Below are 22,237 nucleotides of genomic sequence, written 5' to 3' on the forward strand. Positions count from 1 at the left end.
GTTTAATTTAATGGCAGAGTAAAATAAAATGTAGAGCCTTCATCTACAATACTGGAAACGCCAACGTTTCCATGATGCTGTTTGATGATTTCAGAGCATATAAACAATCCGATTCCCATTCCCTGGAATTGAAGTGAAGATTCTTCTACACGATAGAATTTTTTAAATACCGCATCCTGTTTAAAATCAGGAATTCCGATCCCGAAATCGGTAACATTAACTCTTACCTCCTGCGCTTCTTCATCTACAAAAGTGGTAACGATTACCTGATTGTTATTGGGTGAATATTTGATAGCATTCGTCAGAAAGTTAATGAGCACTTGCTCGATACGGATTTCATCCAAAGGAATTAAAATATCCGGTTTTATTCCGTGGCGCAAAATCTCTACTTTACGGTCATCATGAGTTTGTTGTATGGTTTCAACAGCATTACTGATTACACTTTCCAGGTTTATCGGTTTTCTGTTAATTTTCAGCTTTCCATTTTCAATTTTTGAAACATCCAGAAGATCTGTAATGAGTGTATTCAGCTTATCAATCTGCCCCTGAACTTTTGTAACAAATCCTGCTTCGGGACTCTCCTTATCTAATTTTAGCTTTCTCTCCAATAACTGAACATATGCTTTAATACTGGTTAAAGGAGTTTTTAATTCATGGCTTGCAATGCTTAAGAATTCATCTTTTTCCTTTTCTACTTTTTTCTGATCGTCAATATCAGTAAATGTCCCAACCCAGTTTTTAATACGATCTTCATCATATACCGGGGTTATCCTTAGTAAATGATAACGGTAATTACCTGAAATGATATTTTTAATTCTGACTTCTAATTCCAGTGCTTTTCCCTTTTTTCTGCATCGTTCCAATTCTTCCTTGATATCATGATCATCGGGATGTGTTTCAGGGAAACTTTGTTCTGTGTCGGAATATTGATACCATTTACCATTCACAAAATCGACAGTTCCGTCTTCATTAAGCGTAAATGCTATCTGAGGAAGAGATTCTAACATCAGATGAAAATGATCTAGCTGAGATTTCATCGTAACCTGAGATTCCCGTCTTCCTTTTACTTCAAGTTCAAGATTCTGCTGTGTTTTTTTCATGGCAATATTCTGCTCATGAAGACTATAGAATGTTTTCACCTTAAGCAAAAGAATTTCAGGATCTACCGGCTTCGTTACATAGTCTTTACCACCGGAAGCATACCCTTGAGTGATGAATCTTTTATCTGTATTAACAGCTGATAAAAATATAATAGGTACATCTTTCGTTTTACTGTAATCGGCAAGTGTTTCTGCAACTTCAAAGCCGTCAATATCAGGCATCTGAACATCTAGAATAATTAAGGCATAGTCATTTTTCAGAGCTTTCCCCAAGGCCTCTTCACCAGAGCCGGCCGTTTCAACCTGGAAGTCCTTAGATTCAAGTAATTTTTGAAGTGAATAAAGGTTACTTTGGTTGTCATCAACAATTAAAATCATAGAAGTTAAAATCAATAATTAGTTACGGATACTTTAGCTTCAAAAATACTCACAATATTTCGAAAAACAGTAATTTTTAAAGGATAATCCTTAAGAATTCCGTACCACATTTTACGTAAAAAAAATCAATGGCATAAGGATTGAAACTGTTTATAATATTTTAAGAAAAGCGCTCTAATTTATAAAAAAGCAAACTATGAAAAAAACAATAAGCTGCATGAATATTGATGTGCAAATTCTTTATTCATTCGGAGGTGAGACTGTTATGTACAAGCCTAAAGAGTTTATTTTCAAAGAAGGTGAACATTCTCAATATTATTTTCAGATTATAAGTGGGAAAGTAAAGCTAAACACCTTTACTGAAAACGGGAAAGAATTTATTCATAACATCCTGGGCAACAATCAAAGTTTTGGAGACCCGTTACTATTTATCGAAAAACTTTATCCCACCAATGCTGTAAGTTTACAAGCCACAGAAGTAGTGAGGGTGCCTAAAAAAAATTTCATAGAAATGCTTAAAACCCACCCTGATCTTTCTTTAGAAGTGAATATGTGTTTATCACAAAGATTATATTATAACAGTCTAATGGTGCGCAATATAGCTTCAGCAGATCCTATCCAGCGCCTTAAAGGATTATTGGATTATCTTAAAAGTTATCATGATGGAGACTGCCAGCAGTGTTTTCCTGTGGAACTTACCCGCCAACAAATTGCCGACCTTACCGGATTGAGGGTAGAAACTGTAATCAGAACCATAAAAAAAATGGTTAATCAGGAAATAATAAAAATGGAAGGCCGCAGAATTTTGTACTAAATCTTGATTTTTCCATTTTCCTATCATTTGATTGACAACTGAGTTATCCATTAAAAAAGTAGAATACAAATATACCATTAAAATAAAAATCAATGACCGGAGCCTCCCGGCACCGGTCATTGATTTTTAAACTAACTTAATTCATTAATTGGTTTTCTTTCTCCATTCTGCCTTTACATCTTCAGCGGCATCTTTAGTCTTTTCCCATGCTTCATCAGCTTTATCCTTAATATCATCCCACGCATCAGAAACATTTGCCTTTACTCTATCCAGCCAGTCTTCCTGAGTAGCTTCCTGATCATTATCTCTTTTTTCGCTGATATAATCTTTAGCTTTATCCGCTAATTCACTGATTTTCCATTTTGCATTATCAGCTGTATTTTTTAAAGAGTTTTCTGTTTCATTAACTGCATTTTCCGCTTTGTTGTAATCTGAATTGTTCATAATATAATATTTTAGTAATTGGTATATAAATAAACAATGTTTATGCCTAAAAGAATATTTACAATGTTAAAAATTCTTAAAATATAAATTACCATTTACAAATTTTATTTTACATCAAACTATTCATCTCATATTCAAAGCTATAACATTATTTTTTAATTATTAATACTGCTTTTACTATTAATAACAGTCTATTTACCACTGTTAAGCTTTTTAATCATTCCTTTAAAAAATATATCAAGAAGTGGCTCAAAGGGAAATGCCACAGCTAAGCTAAATACTTTTGAAAATGGAATTACAAAATCAGAAGTTGAAAAGATTTTAGAAGTCGTACCAAACTTTTCAACACTCTATTTACAAGAAGATAGAGAAACTAAACGATTCATTTTGTGTTCGGTTGCAGCAGAAAAATTTGAGTTTGAAGGTAAAAATTGTGTGGATATAAAATACAACGGTGCATACAGCCGCCTATACTCCAATAAAAAAGCCCCTAAAAAAGGAGCTTTTGTGACCCCAGAGGTACAATTTTCGAACACTTTTGTAGAAGATTTGAATGAAATTGCAAAATTATCATCAATCAATTATTTGGAAAAAGAATCTGATTACACAAATTAACAAAATGGATAAAAAATAAATTTCAACATGTAGTAAATTGATATATATGGCATTAAAATGAATTCATTCCAGGTGGTCAATTTAAACCGAAATTACCTGGTCACTTTGAATTGAAATTGGGTGGTCAATATCACTGGAATTTACAGTCGGTGCAATGAATTCTTTTAAAGATAGCTTAATTGAAATCGATACACATTTGTTAGGTGCGTGCCTAAAACCGGCAACTTTTGCTAATTTCTATACCCACGCTTCACAAAATGAGTTGACAAATAATACTATCGCATTAGAAAAAGCGAATTCATTTAGTGTCGATAAAACACTTGAAAATCCATTCTCTTATTTTAACCATTTTTATTCGGATCGGATCAAAAGCAAAAATTGCCTGCTACAATCCGAACTCAATGATATACATTCAACAAACGGAACCATCAGCATTTATGATCTGGCAAAAAAGAATTTTACAACCGTAAGACAGCTGGAGCGGAATTTTAAAAAGCTAATTGGGTTATCGCCAAAAGAATATTCGAACATTATCCGTTTTCAGAATGCTCTGAATTTAATCAAAAATCCGAAGCTAAACCGCAGTTTATTAGATATTGCATTTGAATGTGGATACTACGATCATTCACATCTTAGCAATGAGTTCAAACGCAATACGGGGCTTTCACCATCATCATTTTAATTTTGTCGCATTTTTACAAAGTGTAGTTCGCAACGTAAAAGTAATTTTGCTGAAACATTAAAATTCAAAACAAATGCGAAAAATATCACTTTTTATTGCAATGAGTTTGGACGGATACATTGCAAAATCAAACGATGATCTGAGTTTCTTGAAACTTGTAGAAAAAGCAGGAGAAGATTATGGGTATGAGGAATTTACCTCCCAAATTGACACCATAATTATCGGAAGGAAGACATATGATTATGTCCTTAGCGAAATTGGGGCGTCTCATTATGACAACGGACAACGAGATGTATATGTCATAACAAGAACTGAGAGACCGCAAGTAGGTAGAACGATTTTCTATACAGGCAGCTTAACAGAATTAATTGACCGTTTGAAATCAGAAAATGGTAAAAATATCTATTGTGATGGTGGCGCAGAAGTAATCAATGACCTATTGAAGCAGGGCTTAATAGATGAATTTACAATCTCGGTAATTCCAGTTTTGTTGGGTGACGGAAAAAGGCTTTTTAAAGATGGAAGACCCGAACAGGCACTTAAATTCATTACAGCAAAAACATTTGAAACTGGTTTGACGCAACTACATTATAAGCGCAATAGCAAACAATAAGCAACAGGTTATATTTACGCTGCTTTATTATAAAAAATTCACTTTAACAGAATTAAAAAATTCATCTATTCTAAATTTGACGATCTAGTAATGCAATCTATACGACGCTAATATTACGAATCGAAGACACAGCTATAATTTATAAAACCACGCTTTAATTAAAATTATTTATTCTCATACGGTTGGAAAAATACAGATAATTTCCTACTATCGCTCATATTTTGAATGCATAATTATTTTCAAAGTCATAACAAATAACAAATTAATATCATTAAGTCCAGATATTTTTTCCTAATTTCCTTGAGAAGCCGCATTCAAATAATCATCACTGATATCTTTTTCCTTTTTAAAATCTTTTCCAAACTTATAACTGAAACTGATCCCGAAAGAACGGAGTGGTAAATAACGGACAGAAGATGAGCTGTAATCACCTGTCTCAACAGTTGTCGCCTGTTTGATATACTTGTTGAAAGGATTGGTTGTTGTAATTCCAATACTTGCTTTTTTATTCCAGAACTGTTTTCTCGCCGCAATACTATAAGTGATCGACTGTGGATTTTTACCCTGAATATTTTTCGCCGCAGAATTAAAATTCCCAAATGCTTCTACGATAAAATCTGTTGGAAATAAGTAATTCAGATTTAAATTCAGGCGGTAACGCATTCCCATATCAACGTTCCCAAAATAATTACTGACAATATATCGGTGAAAAACCATCATATTACCACGAAGATTTAATTTATTATTTAAAAAAGCAACAGAACCTGACAATATTCCACCAGAATTATATTCCTTGCCGATGTTATCTCTTCTGGTTACTGAAACATTTGTATAATCTGTCCCGCTTACCGTATAAATTGGGTAAAAAGTAGTGATTTGTTTCAGATCCTGACTGTTGATCCTTTCTGTAAGGGTGAATGAAAGGTTAGCGCCGTTTTCAAAATTCTTATTGTAACCTAATTCCATATTATCCCCTATTTCCGGCTTTAGTGCAGGATTTCCTGTTGTGATATTATGAGGATCGCTGAAATTTAAGAATGGGTTCAATTCAGCATATTCCGGTCTTTCAACTCTTCTTGTATAGGCTAATTTTATCGTTTCGCCACTGTCAAATTTATGAGACAAAATGAATGACGGCACCAGCAAACTGTATGATGGAATATTGGTATTCTGATAATCTATTTTTACCGTCGTATATTCGTAACGTGCCCCTGCTCTTACATCCAGCCAGTTATTAAATAATTTTAATGAAGAGGAAACATATGCGGCATAAACTCCCATATCATATTTCAAACGGTAAGACTGGAAAGGATCAAATTCATATTGTCTTGAAAAAGCATCCAAAACATTCACATCCGTATTTGTTGTAATGTGCTGGAAAATTGCTTTTGTACCCATTTCCAATGTAATTTGGTCATTGATCGGCTGCACATAATCGACCGACAAATTATGACTGGTATCCGTTCCCGGATTTCTCCCCGAAATACCATCATAAGGAGATAAAGCTGCTGCAAGACTTTGAGTTTGTAAATAATTACTTTTAGGTGATCCGTAGCTTACAACGAAATCTGCTGTCAATTCCTGTCCTTCTCTTTGGAATATTTTTCGATAGCTCAAATTTCCATCAATAGAATTTACCGAAGAACGGTTGTCTGAAGCTCTGTAACCAATGATCGACTGGTCAGTTGAATTAGAAAAATCAGCAATATATTGTTGCTGATTAATGAAACCGATGCTTTTGTTGGCAAAATCGTTGTAAGAAATGGAACCGCTTAATGTGTTCGTTTTGTTGATTGTCCAGTCAAAGCCCAATCCTGTACGATAACCGTGTCTCTGAAAATCGGTGTAGCCGTCCTGCAATAATCGGGTTTGAGTGGTAGCTGTATGAGAAATCCTGTCTTGTGAAAAAGGTGTTCTGGATTTCAACTGTGCATTTCCGCTGAAAAAGGTATTTAAGCTGAAATTATTATTTCTGAAGTTCAGATTTAATGAGCCCGTTTCAAAACGTGTTCCCGCAGACGCAGTGATCAATCCGTTGATGCCTTTTACTTTGCTTTCGTTCAGAACAATATTGATGATTCCGCCAGTTCCCTGCGCATCGTATTTTGATCCGGGACTAGTTATTGCTTCAATACTTTTGATCTGACTTGCAGGAATAGAAGCCAGCGCATCGGCAAGACTATTCCCAAATATGCTTGAAGGTTTTCCGTTGATCAGGAATCTGACATTCGGATTTCCCTGTAACTCCACAATTCCGTCTGCATCCACCGTTACCTGTGGAACCTTTCTCAAAACATCAATTGCAGCTCCACTTTGTGAGGTTACGTCATTGGCAACATTGTAGACTATTTTATCAACTTTATTTTCGACAATAGGTTTTTTTCCATTGATAATAACTTCCTGAATGGTTTTAACCTGATGGTCTTTTAAAGTGTCAGATGATTTTTTGTCTATAGTTTGAGCACAGACTAACGTTGTCGATATTAAAGCGAAAAGAATTGATAGTTTTTTCAAAGCGATGTTTATGATGAGGCAAAAATGAAATTCAATTCTGAAAACATTTTGAATTCGACTAAAAAATCAAAATATTTTATAGATGACCGGATCTTTATTATTTAAACGCAAGTAAAATAGTTCCGCCGATAATCAACAAAGCCCCGATCGCAGTTTTCAATGTTAATGTTTCTTTAAAAAAGAAGATTGATAAAATAATAGCAATAGCTACACTTAATTTATCTACCGCCGCGACTTGCGAAACTTTGCCTATCTGTAAAGCCTTAAAATAAAACAGCCAGGATAACCCAGTTGCGACACCGGAAAGGACAAGAAAAATAAGATTGAATTTTGATAATGATCCAATATCGTTAGACTCGCCTTTTATAAAAACAATGCTCCAGACCAATACCAAAATAATTACTGTTCTAATTCCAGTTGCTAAATTAGAATTGATATTGGATACTCCCATTTTTGCAAAAATTGCTGTGAATGCAGCAAAAACAGCTGAAAGCAAGGCATAATAGAACCACATATTTTTATTTTTTGACATCAATTAAAAGGTTTTAACAAAACCAATCCCTACACTTTTATTCTGATAAAAAGGCATTACCATAGTGGCTGAATTTTGATTTTTCCCTCCTATCAAATGATTGATTTTAGGATATAACCAATAAGCCAGTTCCGTGGAAAGAATACCGAATCCGGCTCCGCCAACGACATCTCCAACCCAATGCTTATCATTCAACATTCTGTAAACTCCCGTAAAAACAGCGATTGAATATCCAGAAATTCCGAGCCAGAAATTGGTGTCCTTGTACTCTCGGAACATAAACTGTGCAGAGGCAAACGCAATCGCTGTATGACCTGAAGGGAAAGAAAGATTATTGGATTGATCCGGTCTTTCTTCCTTTACCATATGCTTTAATGGAACTACAAACGCTGATGTAATCAACATCGAAGTTCCGTAAATGATACTTCTGTCACGGAAATTATGTTTTCCTTCTACCCCAAAAGCATTTAATCCATAGACCAAAGCGGCAGGTGCGAATTGGGTGTAATTATCCAGTCTGATGTGATCCGGTTTGTGTTCATTGATCTCATCTCTAGTAGAGAAATTCAATTGTTTAATCCCTTTTACTGACAAACTTGCAACGCCGTAGCCTATTAAGGCCGCAGGAACAATCAATCTTTTATAATTAAGATGATCTGTTTCTGTATTCAGTTCAACGATGCTATCTTGCTTTGTTTCCTGAACCTGAATGGTATCATTACTTTGGGCAGAAATTTTTCCAAATGTTGAAAATAATATGAAAATGCTAAAAACTGTTTTTTGAGTGAATTTTGACATCTTATGTTTATTAATTTGATTTAAAATTTATTTAGGACAATGCATCTGAATGTTGGTCTCTTTAAACTTCGAAAGAACTTCTTGACCAAAATCTGTGTAATAGGTATGTTCTGAGAGAAACCAACAGTTCTTTTTGAGCCATTCCTCGTCAGTGTAGATCAGTTTTAGAAATATTTCAAATTCCCTTCTCAATGCCTTTTCATACTTTGGATAATTCGCTCTTGTCAAATGATACAGATCAGCATCACATAACACTTTTTCGATTAGTGAAGAAGGTTTGGGCGGATATTTTGTGGATTCAATGCAGTTTAAAACTGAACTGATAAAACCGTTCTCGCATCCATAGTTTTCTAAAAAATCCTTGGCTATTTTCTTACTTTCGTTTTCGTGACCGAGATATGTGTTTGCATACCCACAATCGTGGAACCAGGCAGCAACTTCTAAAGCAAGAGTTTCATTGTCAGAAAGATCGCATTGAGAGCCAATTTCTCTCGCCGCAGCAACAACTTCATAGGTATGGTTGATGTTATGAAAAACAAGCTCATTCGAAAGATTTTCTGAAAGAAACAATATCACATAATCACGTACAGCTTCTACTAAACTATTCATTAGCGGTTTTCATTATATATTTACAAAAGATGTTTTGTTGATTGGCAAAAGATGAGTTCTGATTTTGTAGAAATTTTGAATCATTTCATCTCTAGCTTTGTCACTAGATTATTTCTGAAACAATAGAATTCGTAACTCGGCTCTTTTCTAAAAACAAAAACCTTCTCAATATGAATCGTGTCAAACTTGTTTTTAAGCTGGTTGTATTTTTCCATAAGTCGATCCGGTAACTCTTCGGGAAGAATAGGCCTTTCTATTTCTAAACCTTCGTCATAAGTATATTCCAAAACCAAGTCAGTATTCCTCCAGGAAATGATAGATTCTTTTTGGTTATTTTTTTGAACAGCCGCAAAAGTAATTTTGTCTTGTTTGATAATTCTATTGGAGGTCCCAGCAAATAATGTCACTCCCGCAATAACCATTGCACTGTAACCAATTTTTCTGAAAATGTTTTCGCTTAAATACGGAAGGATATATTTTACGGTATATGAAGAAATTATTGTAGCTACAGCAATCGTCAAACCCAACCACAACGCCGTATTTGAATATAATCCCAGTTCTATATAAATTATCAACTTGATTAGATGCATAAAGATTTCATTGGCCGCTCTCGTTGCAACTATTTCTTCTTTTTTGAGTCCAAATTTTAAATAAAACCGATTAAACAAAAGTCCGATTGCACCAGTCATTCCGGATACAAAACCTGCCAGAAAGCCAACAATTGCCAAAACATATTCCGGATATGGCTTTTCCTCTTTCTCAGCAGTATTTTTAGATTTGAACAATTGAGGTAAATTGGCGATAAGAAACATAGCAACAATGAGCTGTAAATAATTGGGATTTATATATTTAATGAGATAAGCTCCGATTAAAACCGCAGGGATTGAAAATGGAACAAACCAGAAAAATATCTTCCAGTTGATGTGCTTTTTGAACACCGCAATTCTTGATGCAGAACTTGTAAAAGTCCCAATTGTTAATGAAAAAGGTACGACAGAGGTGGGAAGCAACAGGTTTAGAATCGGAACTAATATGAGACTTGCTCCGCCACCACATATAGCGCTCAGCCAAAAAGCGAGAATAGTTCCCGAAAATAAAAGGACAATTTTTAAAATCATATTTCTAAATAAAAGATTACACTACGTCGTATTTTAAGTACAAAAATGCAATCTGATTTAGAATAAATTTTGAATTTTAGTTACGCTTTTGGAATGTTTTTGTCATTTTTGACGTAGAAATATCCAATAATCAAGACGCAAAAAACGCCTAGTATAAATCCACCCAAAACATCTGTAAACCAATGCGCGCCGAGATAAACCCGAGAAACCGCTCCCAAGAAAATCATCGAAAGACAAATGATAATCAGAAATAATTTGACCTTATACTTAATCTTTTTTAAATGAAGAATGATCAATATCAATGCACCGAAAAAAACTGTGTAAAACAAAACGTGACCGCTAGGGAAGCTCTGATATTTTGTTTCTTCCAAAAGGACAACCAGATCTTTGGAAGGACGTGGTCTGTTGATCAGCATTTTTAGTCCTAACCCTAAAATTCCGGAAAAAAGTGTAGAAACCATCAAAACAGCTTCTTTTTTTAATCTTAAAATAAAAAAGATAAGTGAAGTTATACCGACCATTACAACCGAAACTGATGTTCTGCCAAACCAGCTCAGCCAAATCATCAGTGTATTAAGGTTAGGAGTTTGTTTTTCCTGTATTTCTTCTGAAATATGGATGTCCAAATATTCCAATGGCAGAAAGAAAACAATACAGCTTAATATTACAAATGCAATCAAAAGCGAACCAGCCGTGGCTCGAAATAAAAGCCTTTTGTTGTTTTGCAGAAAAGTTATCAATCTCATAATTCTGGAATTATCTGACACAAATTAATATCCTAATTCTGAATTAATTTTGAATCTCAGGTTTTAAAAATTGATTAAAATCCAAATATTGTACCCTATTAAAAATCAAAAGATCGATGATATCACCAATCTTTTGGAAGGTTTTACATCTCAGAATATTCTATTTTACTTTCATCTTTCCATTTTTGAATCTTACACTTGCTGTCTGATAATAAGAAATGGTTTGAGAGGCCAATTCCTGATTTTCTGCTTTTATTTCTGATAAAGTCTGTTTTTCATTTCCTGAAACCCCAAACTGTTTTAACCTTTTTCTATCGTCAATCTGTGTGAAAATATTTCCTTTCAGCATTCCCAATGTTCTGTAATTGCCTATAAAAGCTCTTTCATCTCCAACTTTTGTTTGATTGATGTCTTTTCCATACAAACTTGTGTTGTAATTCCAATCGAGATATCCGAATAAAGTCGGCATCAAATCGATCTGTGAAGTTAAACGATCAATTCTTGTTGGTTGTTGCTGTGGAAGATTATAAATAATTGCAGGAATGTGATGTCTGTCGATATTGATCTCCCACTTCCCGGCACTGCTTGCACAATGGTCTGCAACTATAACGAATACGGTATTTTTAAACCAGGGTTTTGTCTTCGCATCCGCAATGAACTTTCCTAAAGCATAATCTGTATATTTCACGGCAGCATTTCTATCACCTTGCGGAAGGTCGATCTTTCCTGCTGGGAAAGTGTAAGGTTTGTGGTTGGAAGTGGTCATTACAAACTGAAAAAACGGTTTGTTTGCTTTAGCGCTTTTATCAGCGTATTTGATAGATTGATTATAAAGATCTTCATCACAGATTCCCCAGGCATTTTCAAATTTCACTTCGTTATCAGGAATTGCAAATCTTTGTGTTTTAATCTCGTCCGCTAAAGGATTACCTCTGTTTCTGTCAACAATATCAAATCCCTGTCCACCAAAAAAGGTATTCATATTATCAAAATAACCATCGCCCCCATAAATAAAATAGGGCTGATAATCTTTTGATTTTACAATTGTAGAAATGGAAAATAAATTCTGATTATTAGGTCTTCTTACGATGCTATTTCCCGGTGTTGGCGGAACAGATAATGTTAAAGCTTCCATCCCGCGAACGGTTCTTGTTCCTGTTGCATACAGGTTTGTAAAGAAAATACTTTCATTCGACAACTTTTCATAGTTGGGCGTAAGATGATCTTTATTGCCAAATTCTGTCAGAAAATCTGCGCTGAAACTTTCTATGGCAATAAGGATGATATTAGGTTTTTGTTCATTATTTCCTGTGGTAAGCCTTGATATATCATCATATTTTGCGGTTGTATATTTTTGATTTTCCTGTAAAAGATTCTTCTTAACTATTGAATAAGCTTCTTTTTCCGGAAGTTTCGGGTAGAAGGTTTCATAATCAAGCTCGTTTGATTTGAAGGCAGTTACAAAAGAAAAAGCACCGTTTTTCCCCAATTCATTTACCACCAAATTATTACTGAAATCCGCCTGCTTGTTTTTCATCACCAAGCCTAAAATAATGGCAATTGCCAAAACCGGAAGTGAATAAAATAAACGATTACTGATAGAATTCTTATCAGAAAAAGTCTTTTTGAAGATATTCAGTTTTTTAAATAAAACAAATGTAAGGACGATCAATCCTACCAAAACAACTCCAATCACAGGTAAAGGATAAGACTGATTGATATTTTCGACAACTTCATAAGTGTAAATAAGATAATCTACAGCAATGAAATTGAACCTCACGCCAAACTCATCCCAAAAAGGTATTTCTGCCAAAAGGCTAAAATAAATAATATTGAAAATCAAGCTAAGATAAAAATAGGTGAAGATTTTATCGAACAAAGATCCAATCCATCTTTTCGTAAAGATCAAAAGATAAAAGGCGTAAAATGCCAAAAATAAGGAACCCATCGTCAGGTCAAAAACGAACCCTGTGAAAAAAGCCCGCAAAATATGTAGGAAATTAAGCTCAAGATCTTTTAAAGACCAGATCAGTAGTATTATCCTAATTACAAATGCTAAAAAAACATATAAACTCAGAACGCCAAACAGTGTTGAAAATCTGCCATTGAATAACTTTTTCATAAGTAAGGATAATAGATAAGAGTGAGTAATATTAAAACTGAGATCACAGCAAATGTCATCGCTCCGGAAGCAATGTCTTTTATAAAACCAATTTTTTTATGGTATTCAGGATGAACGAAATCGCAGAGTTTTTCCACTGCAGTATTAAGGCTTTCTGCCGTGAGAATAAGTCCAAAGCCAAATATCTGAAACATCCACTCAACTTTTGTGATTTTAAAATAGAAGCCTAAAGCGACGAAAATAACCCCGATGAAAGACTGTGTCATTATCGAATGTTCTGTTTTCAGCAACAGAAATGCGCCGTTAAATGTGTATTTAAGGCTTTTTGCTCTTCCTTTCAAAAAACTGTCATTAATATTTTTCATATCAATGATTTGAATTTAAAAGGCTTATTCTATGGAATTTAGCTTTTAGGCTATAGAAATAAAAGGACGATTGCATAAATTGAATTATGCAGCAAAACTAAAATTGAATTTTGAAGAAATTTTGAATTTTATAGTTTTACAGAAAAAATGTGCAAATTATTTTCAAATTTATAATTGATTGTCCAGTGGTGGAATTTGCAAATCTCACTGATGATGGCTAGTCCTAAACCACTTCCGCTATTGTCAGCAGAAAGCTTCGAAAATCTTTTGAATAATAGATCTGTATTTAATTTTTCAGTTCCGGAATTGGCAACTTCAAATACTGAATTTGTCAACTTCACCGATATTGCTCCGTCACGTGAAGTATGACGGATAGCATTCAAAATTAGGTTATTGATAAGAACTTCAGTCAGCCCGCTGTTTCCATTTACTTTAATGCCTGAAGAAATATTTTCTGTAACAGAAATATTCTTTTGTTCAAAATGTTCATTAAAGACATCAAGACTTTGGTGCAATAGATCGTCCAGCTTAATGATTTCAGAATTATCGAATTGGCTGTTATCTATTTTTGCTAATAACAAAAGGTTCTTATTAATTCTTGAACTTCTTGTTAGAGCCCGGTTCATTTCTTCTGCAATATCATATTGCCTTTCGGTAAGGTTTACATCTTGTAACAAAAGATCAAGCTTATTTTTCAAGATGGCCAACGGAGTCTGCAACTCGTGAGACGCGTTTTCTGTAAACTCTTTCTGCGATTTATAAACGGATACGTTATGAGTAATTAATTTTCGTAATGACTGATTTAATTCTTCAAATTCTGTAGTGTCTGTCTTGTCAAATTCAATCTGCGTCTGTGTGTTTAAATTAAAATTCTTCAGTTTGTCAAGTGTGTTTCTAAAAGGTTTCCAGATTGTTTTGGACAATCTCCTGTTAAGTATAAACAACCCTGTCACGATCAAAAGAAAAAAGAAAAATGTAATGAGACCAATGATCATTACAGTGCCTTCCGTTTCCTCAATATTGGTCTCTATGGTAAAAAGATAAGGTTGTTTTTTTATATAAATGACCTTTTTAAGACATCTGTAGCGTTCGATCGTCGGATCCGCAGAAAAAGGTTTGTATTTTTCAGCTGTAAAAAGTGAGTCTTTCCTTAAATGATTGGAAGTTATTTTTTCAATATTGGTTCCTGGTTGGATATGATTCCACAAGGTAATACTGCTTTGTATTTCTTCTATGGAAGCATTCATTTTGTTAAATTCATAGCCTGTTTTTTCTGCAACGATCTCGTTGTGCTCGTCAAGTTCATCCTGCCATATTGCATCGACTACGAAATAATATACTGGGATACTGAAAACCAGAACAATCATAACAAAAATTAAAAACGGTCTGGTAGTTTTACTTAATAGTGGCTTCATAATTAATTACATATTTTCCCATCTATATCCCGTTCCATAAACTGTTTTCAGATAATGATCACAGCCAGCTTCATATAATTTCTTTTTAAGATTTTTGACGTGCGCATAGACAAAGTCGTGGTTATCCAGCATATCCGCAAAATCACCGGAAAGATGTTCTGCTAAGGTGCTTTTAGAAATAACTTTATTCTTGTTTCCAATAAAGTAAATAAGAAGGTCAAATTCTTTTTTTGTAAGGATAATCGTTTGATTATTAATAGTAACAGTTTTGGCTAAAAGATCGATCTCTAATTCATTCTGCTTTACAACATTCGAATTATTAAATTGTTTTCTTCTTATAATTGAATAGATCCTTGCCATTAATTCTGAAAGATGAAAAGGTTTTGTAAGATAATCGTCTGCCCCTAGCTTCAATCCTTTTATTTTATCATCCAGAGCATTCTTCGCCGAAATAATAATGACCCCATCCTGTTTATTCTGTCTTTTTAATTCTTCTAAAATTGACAGACCACTACCGTCTGGAAGCATAATATCTAATAAGATACAGTCATACTGGAAAGTTTCAACCTTATCCATTGCTTCACTGAAAGTAGGTGCAAATTCACAGACATAATTTTCTCCCGAAAGATATTCGGAAATACTTTTTGCAAGCTCTGTTTCGTCTTCTATGATCAGGATTTTCATTTTGCTAATTTATAATTGCAATTTTGAATAAATTTCGAATTTATACAATTTTCTATATGTAGATATTGAGGAATTTTTGAAATCATAAAAATAATATTCGTAATCAATGTTAAGATTTTAAAACTCTATATGAAGATAGTAATCTCAAAAGCGAAAATTTTAAAACAGATAGCAATCAACGATATTGGAAATAAAAAAATCAAGGATAATAAATTTTGTAGATCAAGGTAATATAAAAATGTAAAAATATTTAATATTTCATTCTTGATAATTCTGTGATTCTTTCTAAATCTTCCACCAAATATTTCGATATTTATTCGGTTATGGGTACAAGACCGGAAAGAGGTGATAATTCACTATTTTTCCGGTTTTTTTTAGCTCGTAAATCATTGTTAATCTGATAGATATAGGACAACAAAACGTTAGGTCGCATAGTTCGATAATGATTTTCAAAAAATTCCAATTTTTCAGGGAATATCGAACTAATTATTTGACGTTTCAATGTGATATCCCCACTACTAAAGACTTTAGCAAGATCTACAACGTTCGATAATGCATGGTCAAGTAGTTTCGGAAAATCTATTTTGTTTTTATCTTTTACTTTGGTCAGGTTGCTTTCTAACTTTTCAATTTTGTCCTTGCAATCAGTTTTAATTTCCAAATAATCCTCATTATCAATGATCTCTTCCAGTAATTTGTTTCGTGCCGACTTTAACCTGTTATTCAATCCATCTATTTCCATTAATATCTTTTTTCTTTGATGTTGAGGATTATCGATAAACTTCTCAAAATTTTGTTTCAAGACCTTTCTCAAATATTTTTTAATGGACTCCCTCATTTCTAAAGCTTGTAGTAATTCCAGGAATTTATTGTTAATAATTTCTGCTTTATAACGATATCCGCATGGTGACTGACAATGGTAGTAATAATATTTCTTAGAGTATCCTGTAGATGCACTACCGGTTATTAAATGACCACATTCCGGACAGACTAGAAATCCTCTCAGGGGAAGATTATCGTCAGACAAGATTTTTACATTGGGTCTTGCAAGGTTTGCATTGCCATCCATTATATTTTGGACTTTTTCGAATAACTCCTCACTGATCAAAGGTTCATGAATACTTGGAACAAAATGAGCCTCCTCGTCATTATATTGTTCTACATAAATTTTTCCGCAATATGCAGTATTCCTTAAGCCGGCAAGAAAAGCACTGACTTTTACAGTTTTCCCTTCCCGCATATTCATCATATCCATGATCTGGCTGGCTGAATAAACACCTTTTGCCATCTCATTAAATGCCCATTTCATATTTGAAGCTTCCGGTTCTTTTTGAGTGACCTACTTCTTCCCATTCTCAGTGATCTTATTGACATATCCATAAGGCGCCCTTCCCATCAATCTTCCTTCTTTTCTTGCACGACGCATTCCATAGTAGGTATTCAGGGCACGTCTGTCGTTTTCAACTTCCGGTGCAGCAAGATAGATTGCCAACATCATCTTATTCTCGGGAATTGAAAGATCCAAAGGTTGTTCAATGGCTTGCGGATCAACGTGGAGCTTTTTGAGCATATTGATCATTTGATAGGCATCACCTGCGTTTCTGCTAAAACGATCCCATTTTGTAAACAACAATAAGTTGGTTCTGGAGCTCTTTTTCTTAAGTGTATCTAGCAGTTTGATCCATTCAGGCCTGTTAAAGGTTTTGGCTGAATAATCTTCATAAATGACCTGTCCAACTACGATACTGTTATTTTCACAGTATCGTCTCAGTCTTTCTTCCTGATCTCTTTGGGAATATCCTTTATCTGCCTGCTCATCGGTTGAAACACGAATGTATAAATCGGCTTTTTTCATCTCTACAATCTTAAAATATTATTCATCTAAAAACTCCCTTATTGTGACTGTCAATAGCATTTTTAGAAATTCTACAATTTGTTCAGCTTCCTCAATAGTTAACTCAATTTCCTCCTCTTCTTTGAGAATTTTGATAATCTCTTCAGTGCTTATATTTTTAATTTCAATGTTCTTTTCCATATAACCGAAATCTTTTAAATAAAAATATTCGGCTAATCCAACAACTATTAATTAATGTATTTAATTGATACACTTGGCTTAGATGTGCTTTTACTCTTGAATTTCAAAATATTTCAGAATGGCATTGTAGTTATCTTGGGCAGTTAGGCAGGTATCAAGAAGATAACCTCTAATATTTTCCCATTCCTGTAATCCTCTGTAATAAAATAGCTTTAGCTCTTCATCAATAATAAATGGAATAACGTTGTTAGCTAAGCATTCTTTAAACATAATCAATCTGCCAACACGACCATTTCCGTCTTGAAAAGGGTGAATAATTTCGAACTGATAGTGAAAGGCAATAATGTCCTCAATGGTTTTATTTTCAATATCGTTGTATTCAGATAAAATCTCTTTCATTCTAGTTGCTACTTTGCCCGGTGCTGTAGTTTCATTACCTCCAACTTCATTCGGCAATTTCTTGTATTCCCCAACATTAAACCAGTCTTTAGCACTATCAGATGTTCCGGACTTTAGTAAGAAATGAAGCTCTTTTATTAATGATTCAGTTAATTTTGATTTAGCCTTATCAATTATGAGATCAATAGCTCTAAAGTGATTTGTAGTTTCTATTATGTCATCTACATTGATACTTTCCTTCGAAACCCCGACCGTATTTGTTTCAAAAATATATCTTGTCTGATCTAATGTTAGCCTACTTCCTTCTATTCTATTTGAGTTGTACGTCAGATCGATCTGGGTTCTGTGATAAATGCCGCCCTTGAGCTTCATTTCTTTCTCTTCCTTCAGTTTGTTCAGCAAAGGATTTTTACTAAACTTCTTTTTACTTTCTTTTGAAGGAGGAAGCGCATCCTCTGGAATATTATAGGTTTTACCAGTTAAGAACGAACCGTTAATCCTGCCATGCGCACAGTAATTCCTGACAGTTCTTTCAGGTATGTTCCATTTTTTGGAAAATTCTGCTACTGATATATATTTCATAAGATTCTAGATAGCCTTCATCGGCAAAAATTACACAATTTTCACGATGCAAATATAAGTTTTTTTGCCGTTATTGGCATAATAAATAATAAATAGCACAACCCCTAATTAAAAAATCCAGATATATTTACGGGAAACCTTACACACAATTTAATTTTTGTTCTTAGTCTAGAACACTAAAAGAATTATTTCTACTATATGATATTTAAATTTTCTGTCATTAAAAATATTAAAACCTGTAAAAATTTTATACTATATTTATCAACATAAAAATGCAGAGGCCACGCTAAAAAATAGGATTATACAACCCATGATAATTGAAGAAAATTTACATTTAGATTATGACGCATTCTTGCGATCAATTAAAAGAAATATTGATGTCCCCCACTCCTTTCTTCTTGGCGCTGGAGCTTCAATAAGCTCAGGCATACAATCTGCGTACGACTGCATTTGGGAGTGGAAGCGTGATATTTATATTTCAAAAAATATAAATGCAGCTGAATACTACAAAAATCACAAGAATGAAAATGTACGGATAAGTATACAAAAATGGATCGATAACCATGGAGGCTTTCCGAAGATTGATGCTTCGGAAGAGTATTCTTACTATGCAGAAAAGGCCTATCCTATTGCTGAAGATCGAAGAAAGTATTTTTTTAGCCTCATTGAAAACAAACAACCATATATTGGTTATAAACTATTATGTTTCTTAGCAGGACAAGGCATCGTGAAGTCAGTGTGGACGACGAATTTTGACGGTCTTATGGTAAAAGCCGCACACCAAAATAATCTAACACCGATCGAAATCACGCTTGATAATGCTGAACGCATATTTAGAAACCAAAGTACAAAGGAATTAATGTGTATCGCATTACATGGTGACTATAAATACTCAACATTAAAAAACACTGATAATGAACTTGACTCACAGCACGAAATTTTCCAAGAACAACTTGCAAACTACCATTCGGATAAAAATCTTATTGTCGCTGGATATAGTGGCCGTGATGTCTCACTAATGAATGCTTTGAAGTCTGCATTCTCCAAAAGAGGCACTGGCAGATTATACTGGTGCGGGCATGGTGACAATATGAATATTGAAGTACAAGAACTTATCGAACATGTGAGAAAATCTGGCAGAGAAGCATTTTACATTTCTACAGATGGATTCGACAAAACCTTAATTCACCTTACTAAGACAATTTTTGAAGACAATAAGGAAATCTCTGACAAAATTCAAAAAGTCCTTGAAATATCTGACGATCAGGAAACGGTAAATACAGATTTCAAACTAAATTTCACCAAAACCGATAAATACATAAAAAGCAATCTTCACCCTGTTGTGTTTCCCCGGGAAGTATTTCAATTTGAAATAGATTATAAAAACGAAAGACCGTGGGCTTTCTTAAGAAAAATTACAGAAAACACAAGTATTTCAGCAGTTCCATTTAAAGGTAAAGTTTTTGCACTGGGTACATTAAGTGAGATTAATTCTGTATTTAGAGCTTACCTTAAAACTGATATTAAAAGGGAACAGATTTCACGTCAAGATGTAGAGAACGTCACTGTTTTTAAAAACCTGATGCTAAATGCCATCTTAAAATTCTTCTGCTCTACTACGCAGGTAAACTCAAATTACAGAGATAAAATTTGGATGAAGACTCACATCAGCCAACAAGGTGACATAACTGTTCATAAAGCGATTTACATCTCGCTCTATTTTGACAAGAACTCTGGCTTCGGTTATTTAGCTATTGCACCGACAGTTTATTTAAACTCCACCAAAGAAATTTCAAAATCTCTAAAACAGCAGATCAGTAAGAACATTCTAGAAAAGCTTTACAATCATAAATATGACGAGGAACTGCAACTGTGGAACGGACTATTATTTAACAATAGAAAACTGATTTTTGAATATCCACCAAATTCAGGAACAGGTTTTGAATTTCAGATCAGCTCAAATACAGCGTATGGAGAAATCGACGTCATCGACAACAAATATCGTTCATATGCTCCACAGAATTATAATGGAAAGCAGACTCAATTTCGAGGAGTACAATTCTTGGAACCGCAGTTGATCTTTAAAAATACCTCTAGCGACAATGATTTCAAGGACTATCATCCAATGCGGGGACTTATTAATAATCGTCCGTATGATGTGAACCTTAATGGAATTATTCATTCAAATGAAATTAACCTTTCAGTTGTATGCGGAGGTAAATACTCAGAAAGATTTTTCAGCTTCCTTTCAGCCATTAATTCACGACATTCCACACAAAACATTAATACGGACTACCTGATAGATTATCCAGGGTTTGTATCGGCGTTTAATATTCCCATTAATATTCCGGCAACCAATGATAACACCATGTGGATGAACATTGAGTTTGTAGCGGAGAACTCAAAGCAGACTCATGAAAACGCAATCGCTTTGGCCAGACTTATAACAGACAGAATCCAAAAGATTTCTGCTATTCAAAGTTCGAGTACAGTTGTAATATTCATACCTTTAGAATGGCAGCCATTTGAAACATATATAAATGAAACAGAGAGTTTTGATCTTCATGATTATATCAAGGCTTTTGCAGCATCAAAAGGAATATCAACCCAACTTATTAGAGAAGATACGCTTGATGACAAACTGAAATGTCAAATATATTGGTGGCTTTCACTTTCATTTTATGTAAAATCACTAAGAACGCCTTGGATCTTAAATAATCAAGAAAGAAAAACTGCTTATGCGGGCATAGGTTACAGTGTTTCAAAAATCAAAAACAAACACGAAATTGTAATCGGCTGCAGTCACATATATGATTCTAATGGTCAGGGATTGAAATATAGACTTTCAAAAATCGATAATTATTTTTTGGATAAACAAAATAACCCTTATCTTTCTTATAAAGACGCATTTCAGTTTGGAGTATCAATTAGGGAACTTTTTTACGAGTCTTTAGATTCACTTCCTGAAAGGGTAGTTATTCATAAGCGCACACGATTTACCGAAGATGAAATTAATGGTATAAAGGCAAGTCTTAATCAGGCTGGTATCAAAAAGATTGATCTGATAGAAATTAATTATGATACTGACGCAAAATTTCTTGCGATGAGTGTTTATCAGAATAATCTTCAAATTGATAAGTTTCCAATATCAAGAGGTACTTGCATTGTCACTAATAAAAAGACGGCATTGTTATGGACACATGGAATAGTTCCTTCTGTAAAACAGCCAAATTACAAATTTTATCTTGGTGGCCGAAGCATTCCTGCGCCTGTTAAAATTACTAAACACTACGGAGAATCGAATATAGATGTAATCGCTACAGAGATTCTTGGTCTAACAAAAATGAATTGGAACTCACTAGATCTCTATTCTAAGTTGCCCTCTACAATCGACTCGTCTAACCAAATTGCTAAGATTGGTAAGCTACTGTCTAGATTTGAGGGTCGAAGTTATGATTATAGATTATTTATTTAAAGATATACAGAGGCTAAGCATTTTGCCAACTTAAAAATCAGTGGAAGTGCGGACTTGCATTCATAAAATAAATAGAAGTTTCGATCGATACAATTATTCTGCTAGATCAAAAAATGCGTTGTTTTATGGTTATTGTTTTGTTTAAAAAGCATTGCTGCAGATTTATTATAGCCGTATATTCTGTTAATTCTTCTTTA

General features: G+C 34.0%; 20 protein-coding genes. 4 read left to right on the plus strand and 16 right to left on the minus strand.

Going from position 1 to position 22,237, the window contains the following annotated elements; genetic code table 11:
- Window positions 1–2: 2 nt before the first annotated feature.
- Window positions 3–1,478, minus strand: a complete 1,476-nt coding sequence (locus EL260_RS15760; RefSeq protein ID WP_123856251.1) for a hybrid sensor histidine kinase/response regulator — start codon at window positions 1,476–1,478, stop codon at window positions 3–5.
- Window positions 1,479–1,674: 196 nt separating this feature from the next.
- Between EL260_RS15760 and EL260_RS15765 the strand changes: the two genes are divergently transcribed.
- Entirely contained in the window at window positions 1,675–2,292 is a 618-nt protein-coding gene (locus tag EL260_RS15765) for a Crp/Fnr family transcriptional regulator (RefSeq protein ID WP_228445483.1), read from the plus strand.
- A 144-nt stretch (window positions 2,293–2,436) separates the two neighbouring features.
- Here EL260_RS15765 and EL260_RS15770 read toward each other — a convergent pair whose 3' ends face one another.
- Window positions 2,437–2,736, minus strand: coding sequence for a hypothetical protein (locus EL260_RS15770; RefSeq protein ID WP_123856252.1), 300 nt, complete (start codon window positions 2,734–2,736; stop codon window positions 2,437–2,439).
- A gap of 769 nt (window positions 2,737–3,505) precedes the next feature.
- On the opposite strand from EL260_RS15770, the gene EL260_RS15775 reads away from it, so the two are divergent.
- The gene (locus tag EL260_RS15775) at window positions 3,506–4,033 is read left to right on the plus strand and encodes a helix-turn-helix domain-containing protein (RefSeq protein ID WP_083391933.1); all 528 of its coding nucleotides are present in this window, start codon (window positions 3,506–3,508) and stop codon (window positions 4,031–4,033) included.
- Window positions 4,034–4,106: 73 nt separating this feature from the next.
- Window positions 4,107–4,646, plus strand: a complete 540-nt coding sequence (locus EL260_RS15780) for a dihydrofolate reductase family protein (RefSeq protein WP_034979949.1) — start codon at window positions 4,107–4,109, stop codon at window positions 4,644–4,646.
- Window positions 4,647–4,937: 291 nt separating this feature from the next.
- Here the strand turns inward: EL260_RS15780 and EL260_RS15785 are convergent, their stop codons facing one another.
- The 14 genes from EL260_RS15785 to EL260_RS26160 form a co-directional block, all read right to left on the minus strand.
- Window positions 4,938–7,160 (minus strand): outer membrane beta-barrel family protein, encoded by a 2,223-nt coding sequence (locus tag EL260_RS15785; protein ID WP_051880109.1) that lies wholly within the window; start codon window positions 7,158–7,160, stop codon window positions 4,938–4,940.
- A gap of 97 nt (window positions 7,161–7,257) precedes the next feature.
- Entirely contained in the window at window positions 7,258–7,674 is a 417-nt protein-coding gene (locus tag EL260_RS15790) for an EamA family transporter (RefSeq protein WP_034979987.1), read from the minus strand.
- Window positions 7,675–7,695: 21 nt separating this feature from the next.
- Window positions 7,696–8,490, minus strand: a complete 795-nt coding sequence (locus EL260_RS15795; protein ID WP_034979952.1) for a phosphatase PAP2 family protein — start codon at window positions 8,488–8,490, stop codon at window positions 7,696–7,698.
- A gap of 27 nt (window positions 8,491–8,517) precedes the next feature.
- Window positions 8,518–9,099, minus strand: a complete 582-nt coding sequence (locus tag EL260_RS15800; RefSeq protein ID WP_051880110.1) for an HD domain-containing protein — start codon at window positions 9,097–9,099, stop codon at window positions 8,518–8,520.
- Between the two features lie 80 nt (window positions 9,100–9,179).
- Entirely contained in the window at window positions 9,180–10,217 is a 1,038-nt protein-coding gene (locus EL260_RS15805) for a sulfite exporter TauE/SafE family protein (RefSeq protein ID WP_102980775.1), read from the minus strand.
- 80 nt (window positions 10,218–10,297) lie between these two features.
- Complete coding sequence (locus EL260_RS15810; RefSeq protein WP_034979958.1) at window positions 10,298–10,963, minus strand: phosphatase PAP2 family protein; 666 nt, start codon at window positions 10,961–10,963, stop codon at window positions 10,298–10,300.
- A gap of 160 nt (window positions 10,964–11,123) precedes the next feature.
- The gene (locus tag EL260_RS15815) at window positions 11,124–13,085 is read right to left on the minus strand and encodes an LTA synthase family protein (RefSeq protein ID WP_123856253.1); all 1,962 of its coding nucleotides are present in this window, start codon (window positions 13,083–13,085) and stop codon (window positions 11,124–11,126) included.
- Window positions 13,082–13,450, minus strand: coding sequence for a diacylglycerol kinase family protein (locus EL260_RS15820; protein ID WP_034979964.1), 369 nt, complete (start codon window positions 13,448–13,450; stop codon window positions 13,082–13,084). Before EL260_RS15820 ends, EL260_RS15815 begins: the two co-directional genes overlap by 4 nt.
- A gap of 128 nt (window positions 13,451–13,578) precedes the next feature.
- Window positions 13,579–14,865, minus strand: a complete 1,287-nt coding sequence (locus EL260_RS15825; protein ID WP_034979967.1) for a sensor histidine kinase — start codon at window positions 14,863–14,865, stop codon at window positions 13,579–13,581.
- A 6-nt stretch (window positions 14,866–14,871) separates the two neighbouring features.
- Window positions 14,872–15,549 (minus strand): response regulator transcription factor, encoded by a 678-nt coding sequence (locus EL260_RS15830; RefSeq protein WP_034979970.1) that lies wholly within the window; start codon window positions 15,547–15,549, stop codon window positions 14,872–14,874.
- A gap of 313 nt (window positions 15,550–15,862) precedes the next feature.
- Window positions 15,863–16,858, minus strand: coding sequence for a recombinase family protein (locus tag EL260_RS26010; RefSeq protein ID WP_228445485.1), 996 nt, complete (start codon window positions 16,856–16,858; stop codon window positions 15,863–15,865).
- Between the two features lie 30 nt (window positions 16,859–16,888).
- Window positions 16,889–17,404 carry a recombinase family protein gene (locus EL260_RS26015; protein WP_228445487.1) on the minus strand — a complete coding sequence of 172 codons (516 nt, stop codon included), beginning with the start codon at window positions 17,402–17,404 and terminating at the stop codon, window positions 16,889–16,891.
- A gap of 18 nt (window positions 17,405–17,422) precedes the next feature.
- On the minus strand, window positions 17,423–17,584 hold the full coding sequence (locus tag EL260_RS15840) for a DUF2624 family protein (protein WP_117590505.1): 162 nt from the start codon (window positions 17,582–17,584) through the stop codon (window positions 17,423–17,425).
- A 90-nt stretch (window positions 17,585–17,674) separates the two neighbouring features.
- Entirely contained in the window at window positions 17,675–18,565 is an 891-nt protein-coding gene (locus EL260_RS26160; RefSeq protein WP_034979996.1) for a Fic family protein, read from the minus strand.
- 310 nt (window positions 18,566–18,875) lie between these two features.
- Here EL260_RS26160 and EL260_RS15850 point away from each other — a divergent pair, with 310 nt between their 5' ends.
- Window positions 18,876–22,040, plus strand: coding sequence for an SIR2 family protein (locus EL260_RS15850; protein WP_034978624.1), 3,165 nt, complete (start codon window positions 18,876–18,878; stop codon window positions 22,038–22,040).
- Window positions 22,041–22,237 lie beyond the last annotated feature (197 nt).

The organism is Chryseobacterium nakagawai (assembly GCF_900637665.1).
Classification (GTDB): Bacteria; Bacteroidota; Bacteroidia; order Flavobacteriales; family Weeksellaceae; genus Chryseobacterium; species Chryseobacterium nakagawai.

What these genes read in the sequence shown, in the direction of transcription:
- EL260_RS15805 (WP_102980775.1), bottom strand. Translation starts at nt 10,217, where the DNA reads ATGATTTTAAAAATTGTCCTTTTATTTTCGGGAACTATTCTCGCTTTT.
- EL260_RS26160 (WP_034979996.1), bottom strand. Translation starts at nt 18,565, where the DNA reads ATGAAATATATATCAGTAGCAGAATTTTCCAAAAAATGGAACATACCT.
- EL260_RS26010 (WP_228445485.1), bottom strand. Translation starts at nt 16,858, where the DNA reads ATGAAATGGGCATTTAATGAGATGGCAAAAGGTGTTTATTCAGCCAGC.
- EL260_RS15815 (WP_123856253.1), bottom strand. Translation starts at nt 13,085, where the DNA reads ATGAAAAAGTTATTCAATGGCAGATTTTCAACACTGTTTGGCGTTCTG.
- EL260_RS15775 (WP_083391933.1), top strand. Translation starts at nt 3,506, where the DNA reads ATGAATTCTTTTAAAGATAGCTTAATTGAAATCGATACACATTTGTTA.
- EL260_RS15810 (WP_034979958.1), bottom strand. Translation starts at nt 10,963, where the DNA reads ATGAGATTGATAACTTTTCTGCAAAACAACAAAAGGCTTTTATTTCGA.
- EL260_RS15790 (WP_034979987.1), bottom strand. Translation starts at nt 7,674, where the DNA reads ATGTGGTTCTATTATGCCTTGCTTTCAGCTGTTTTTGCTGCATTCACA.
- EL260_RS15800 (WP_051880110.1), bottom strand. Translation starts at nt 9,099, where the DNA reads ATGAATAGTTTAGTAGAAGCTGTACGTGATTATGTGATATTGTTTCTT.
- EL260_RS15820 (WP_034979964.1), bottom strand. Translation starts at nt 13,450, where the DNA reads ATGAAAAATATTAATGACAGTTTTTTGAAAGGAAGAGCAAAAAGCCTT.
- EL260_RS15830 (WP_034979970.1), bottom strand. Translation starts at nt 15,549, where the DNA reads ATGAAAATCCTGATCATAGAAGACGAAACAGAGCTTGCAAAAAGTATT.
- EL260_RS15760 (WP_123856251.1), bottom strand. Translation starts at nt 1,478, where the DNA reads ATGATTTTAATTGTTGATGACAACCAAAGTAACCTTTATTCACTTCAA.
- EL260_RS15765 (WP_228445483.1), top strand. Translation starts at nt 1,675, where the DNA reads ATGAAAAAAACAATAAGCTGCATGAATATTGATGTGCAAATTCTTTAT.
- EL260_RS15780 (WP_034979949.1), top strand. Translation starts at nt 4,107, where the DNA reads ATGCGAAAAATATCACTTTTTATTGCAATGAGTTTGGACGGATACATT.
- EL260_RS15850 (WP_034978624.1), top strand. Translation starts at nt 18,876, where the DNA reads ATGATAATTGAAGAAAATTTACATTTAGATTATGACGCATTCTTGCGA.
- EL260_RS15795 (WP_034979952.1), bottom strand. Translation starts at nt 8,490, where the DNA reads ATGTCAAAATTCACTCAAAAAACAGTTTTTAGCATTTTCATATTATTT.
- EL260_RS26015 (WP_228445487.1), bottom strand. Translation starts at nt 17,404, where the DNA reads ATGAAAAAAGCCGATTTATACATTCGTGTTTCAACCGATGAGCAGGCA.
- EL260_RS15840 (WP_117590505.1), bottom strand. Translation starts at nt 17,584, where the DNA reads ATGGAAAAGAACATTGAAATTAAAAATATAAGCACTGAAGAGATTATC.
- EL260_RS15825 (WP_034979967.1), bottom strand. Translation starts at nt 14,865, where the DNA reads ATGAAGCCACTATTAAGTAAAACTACCAGACCGTTTTTAATTTTTGTT.
- EL260_RS15770 (WP_123856252.1), bottom strand. Translation starts at nt 2,736, where the DNA reads ATGAACAATTCAGATTACAACAAAGCGGAAAATGCAGTTAATGAAACA.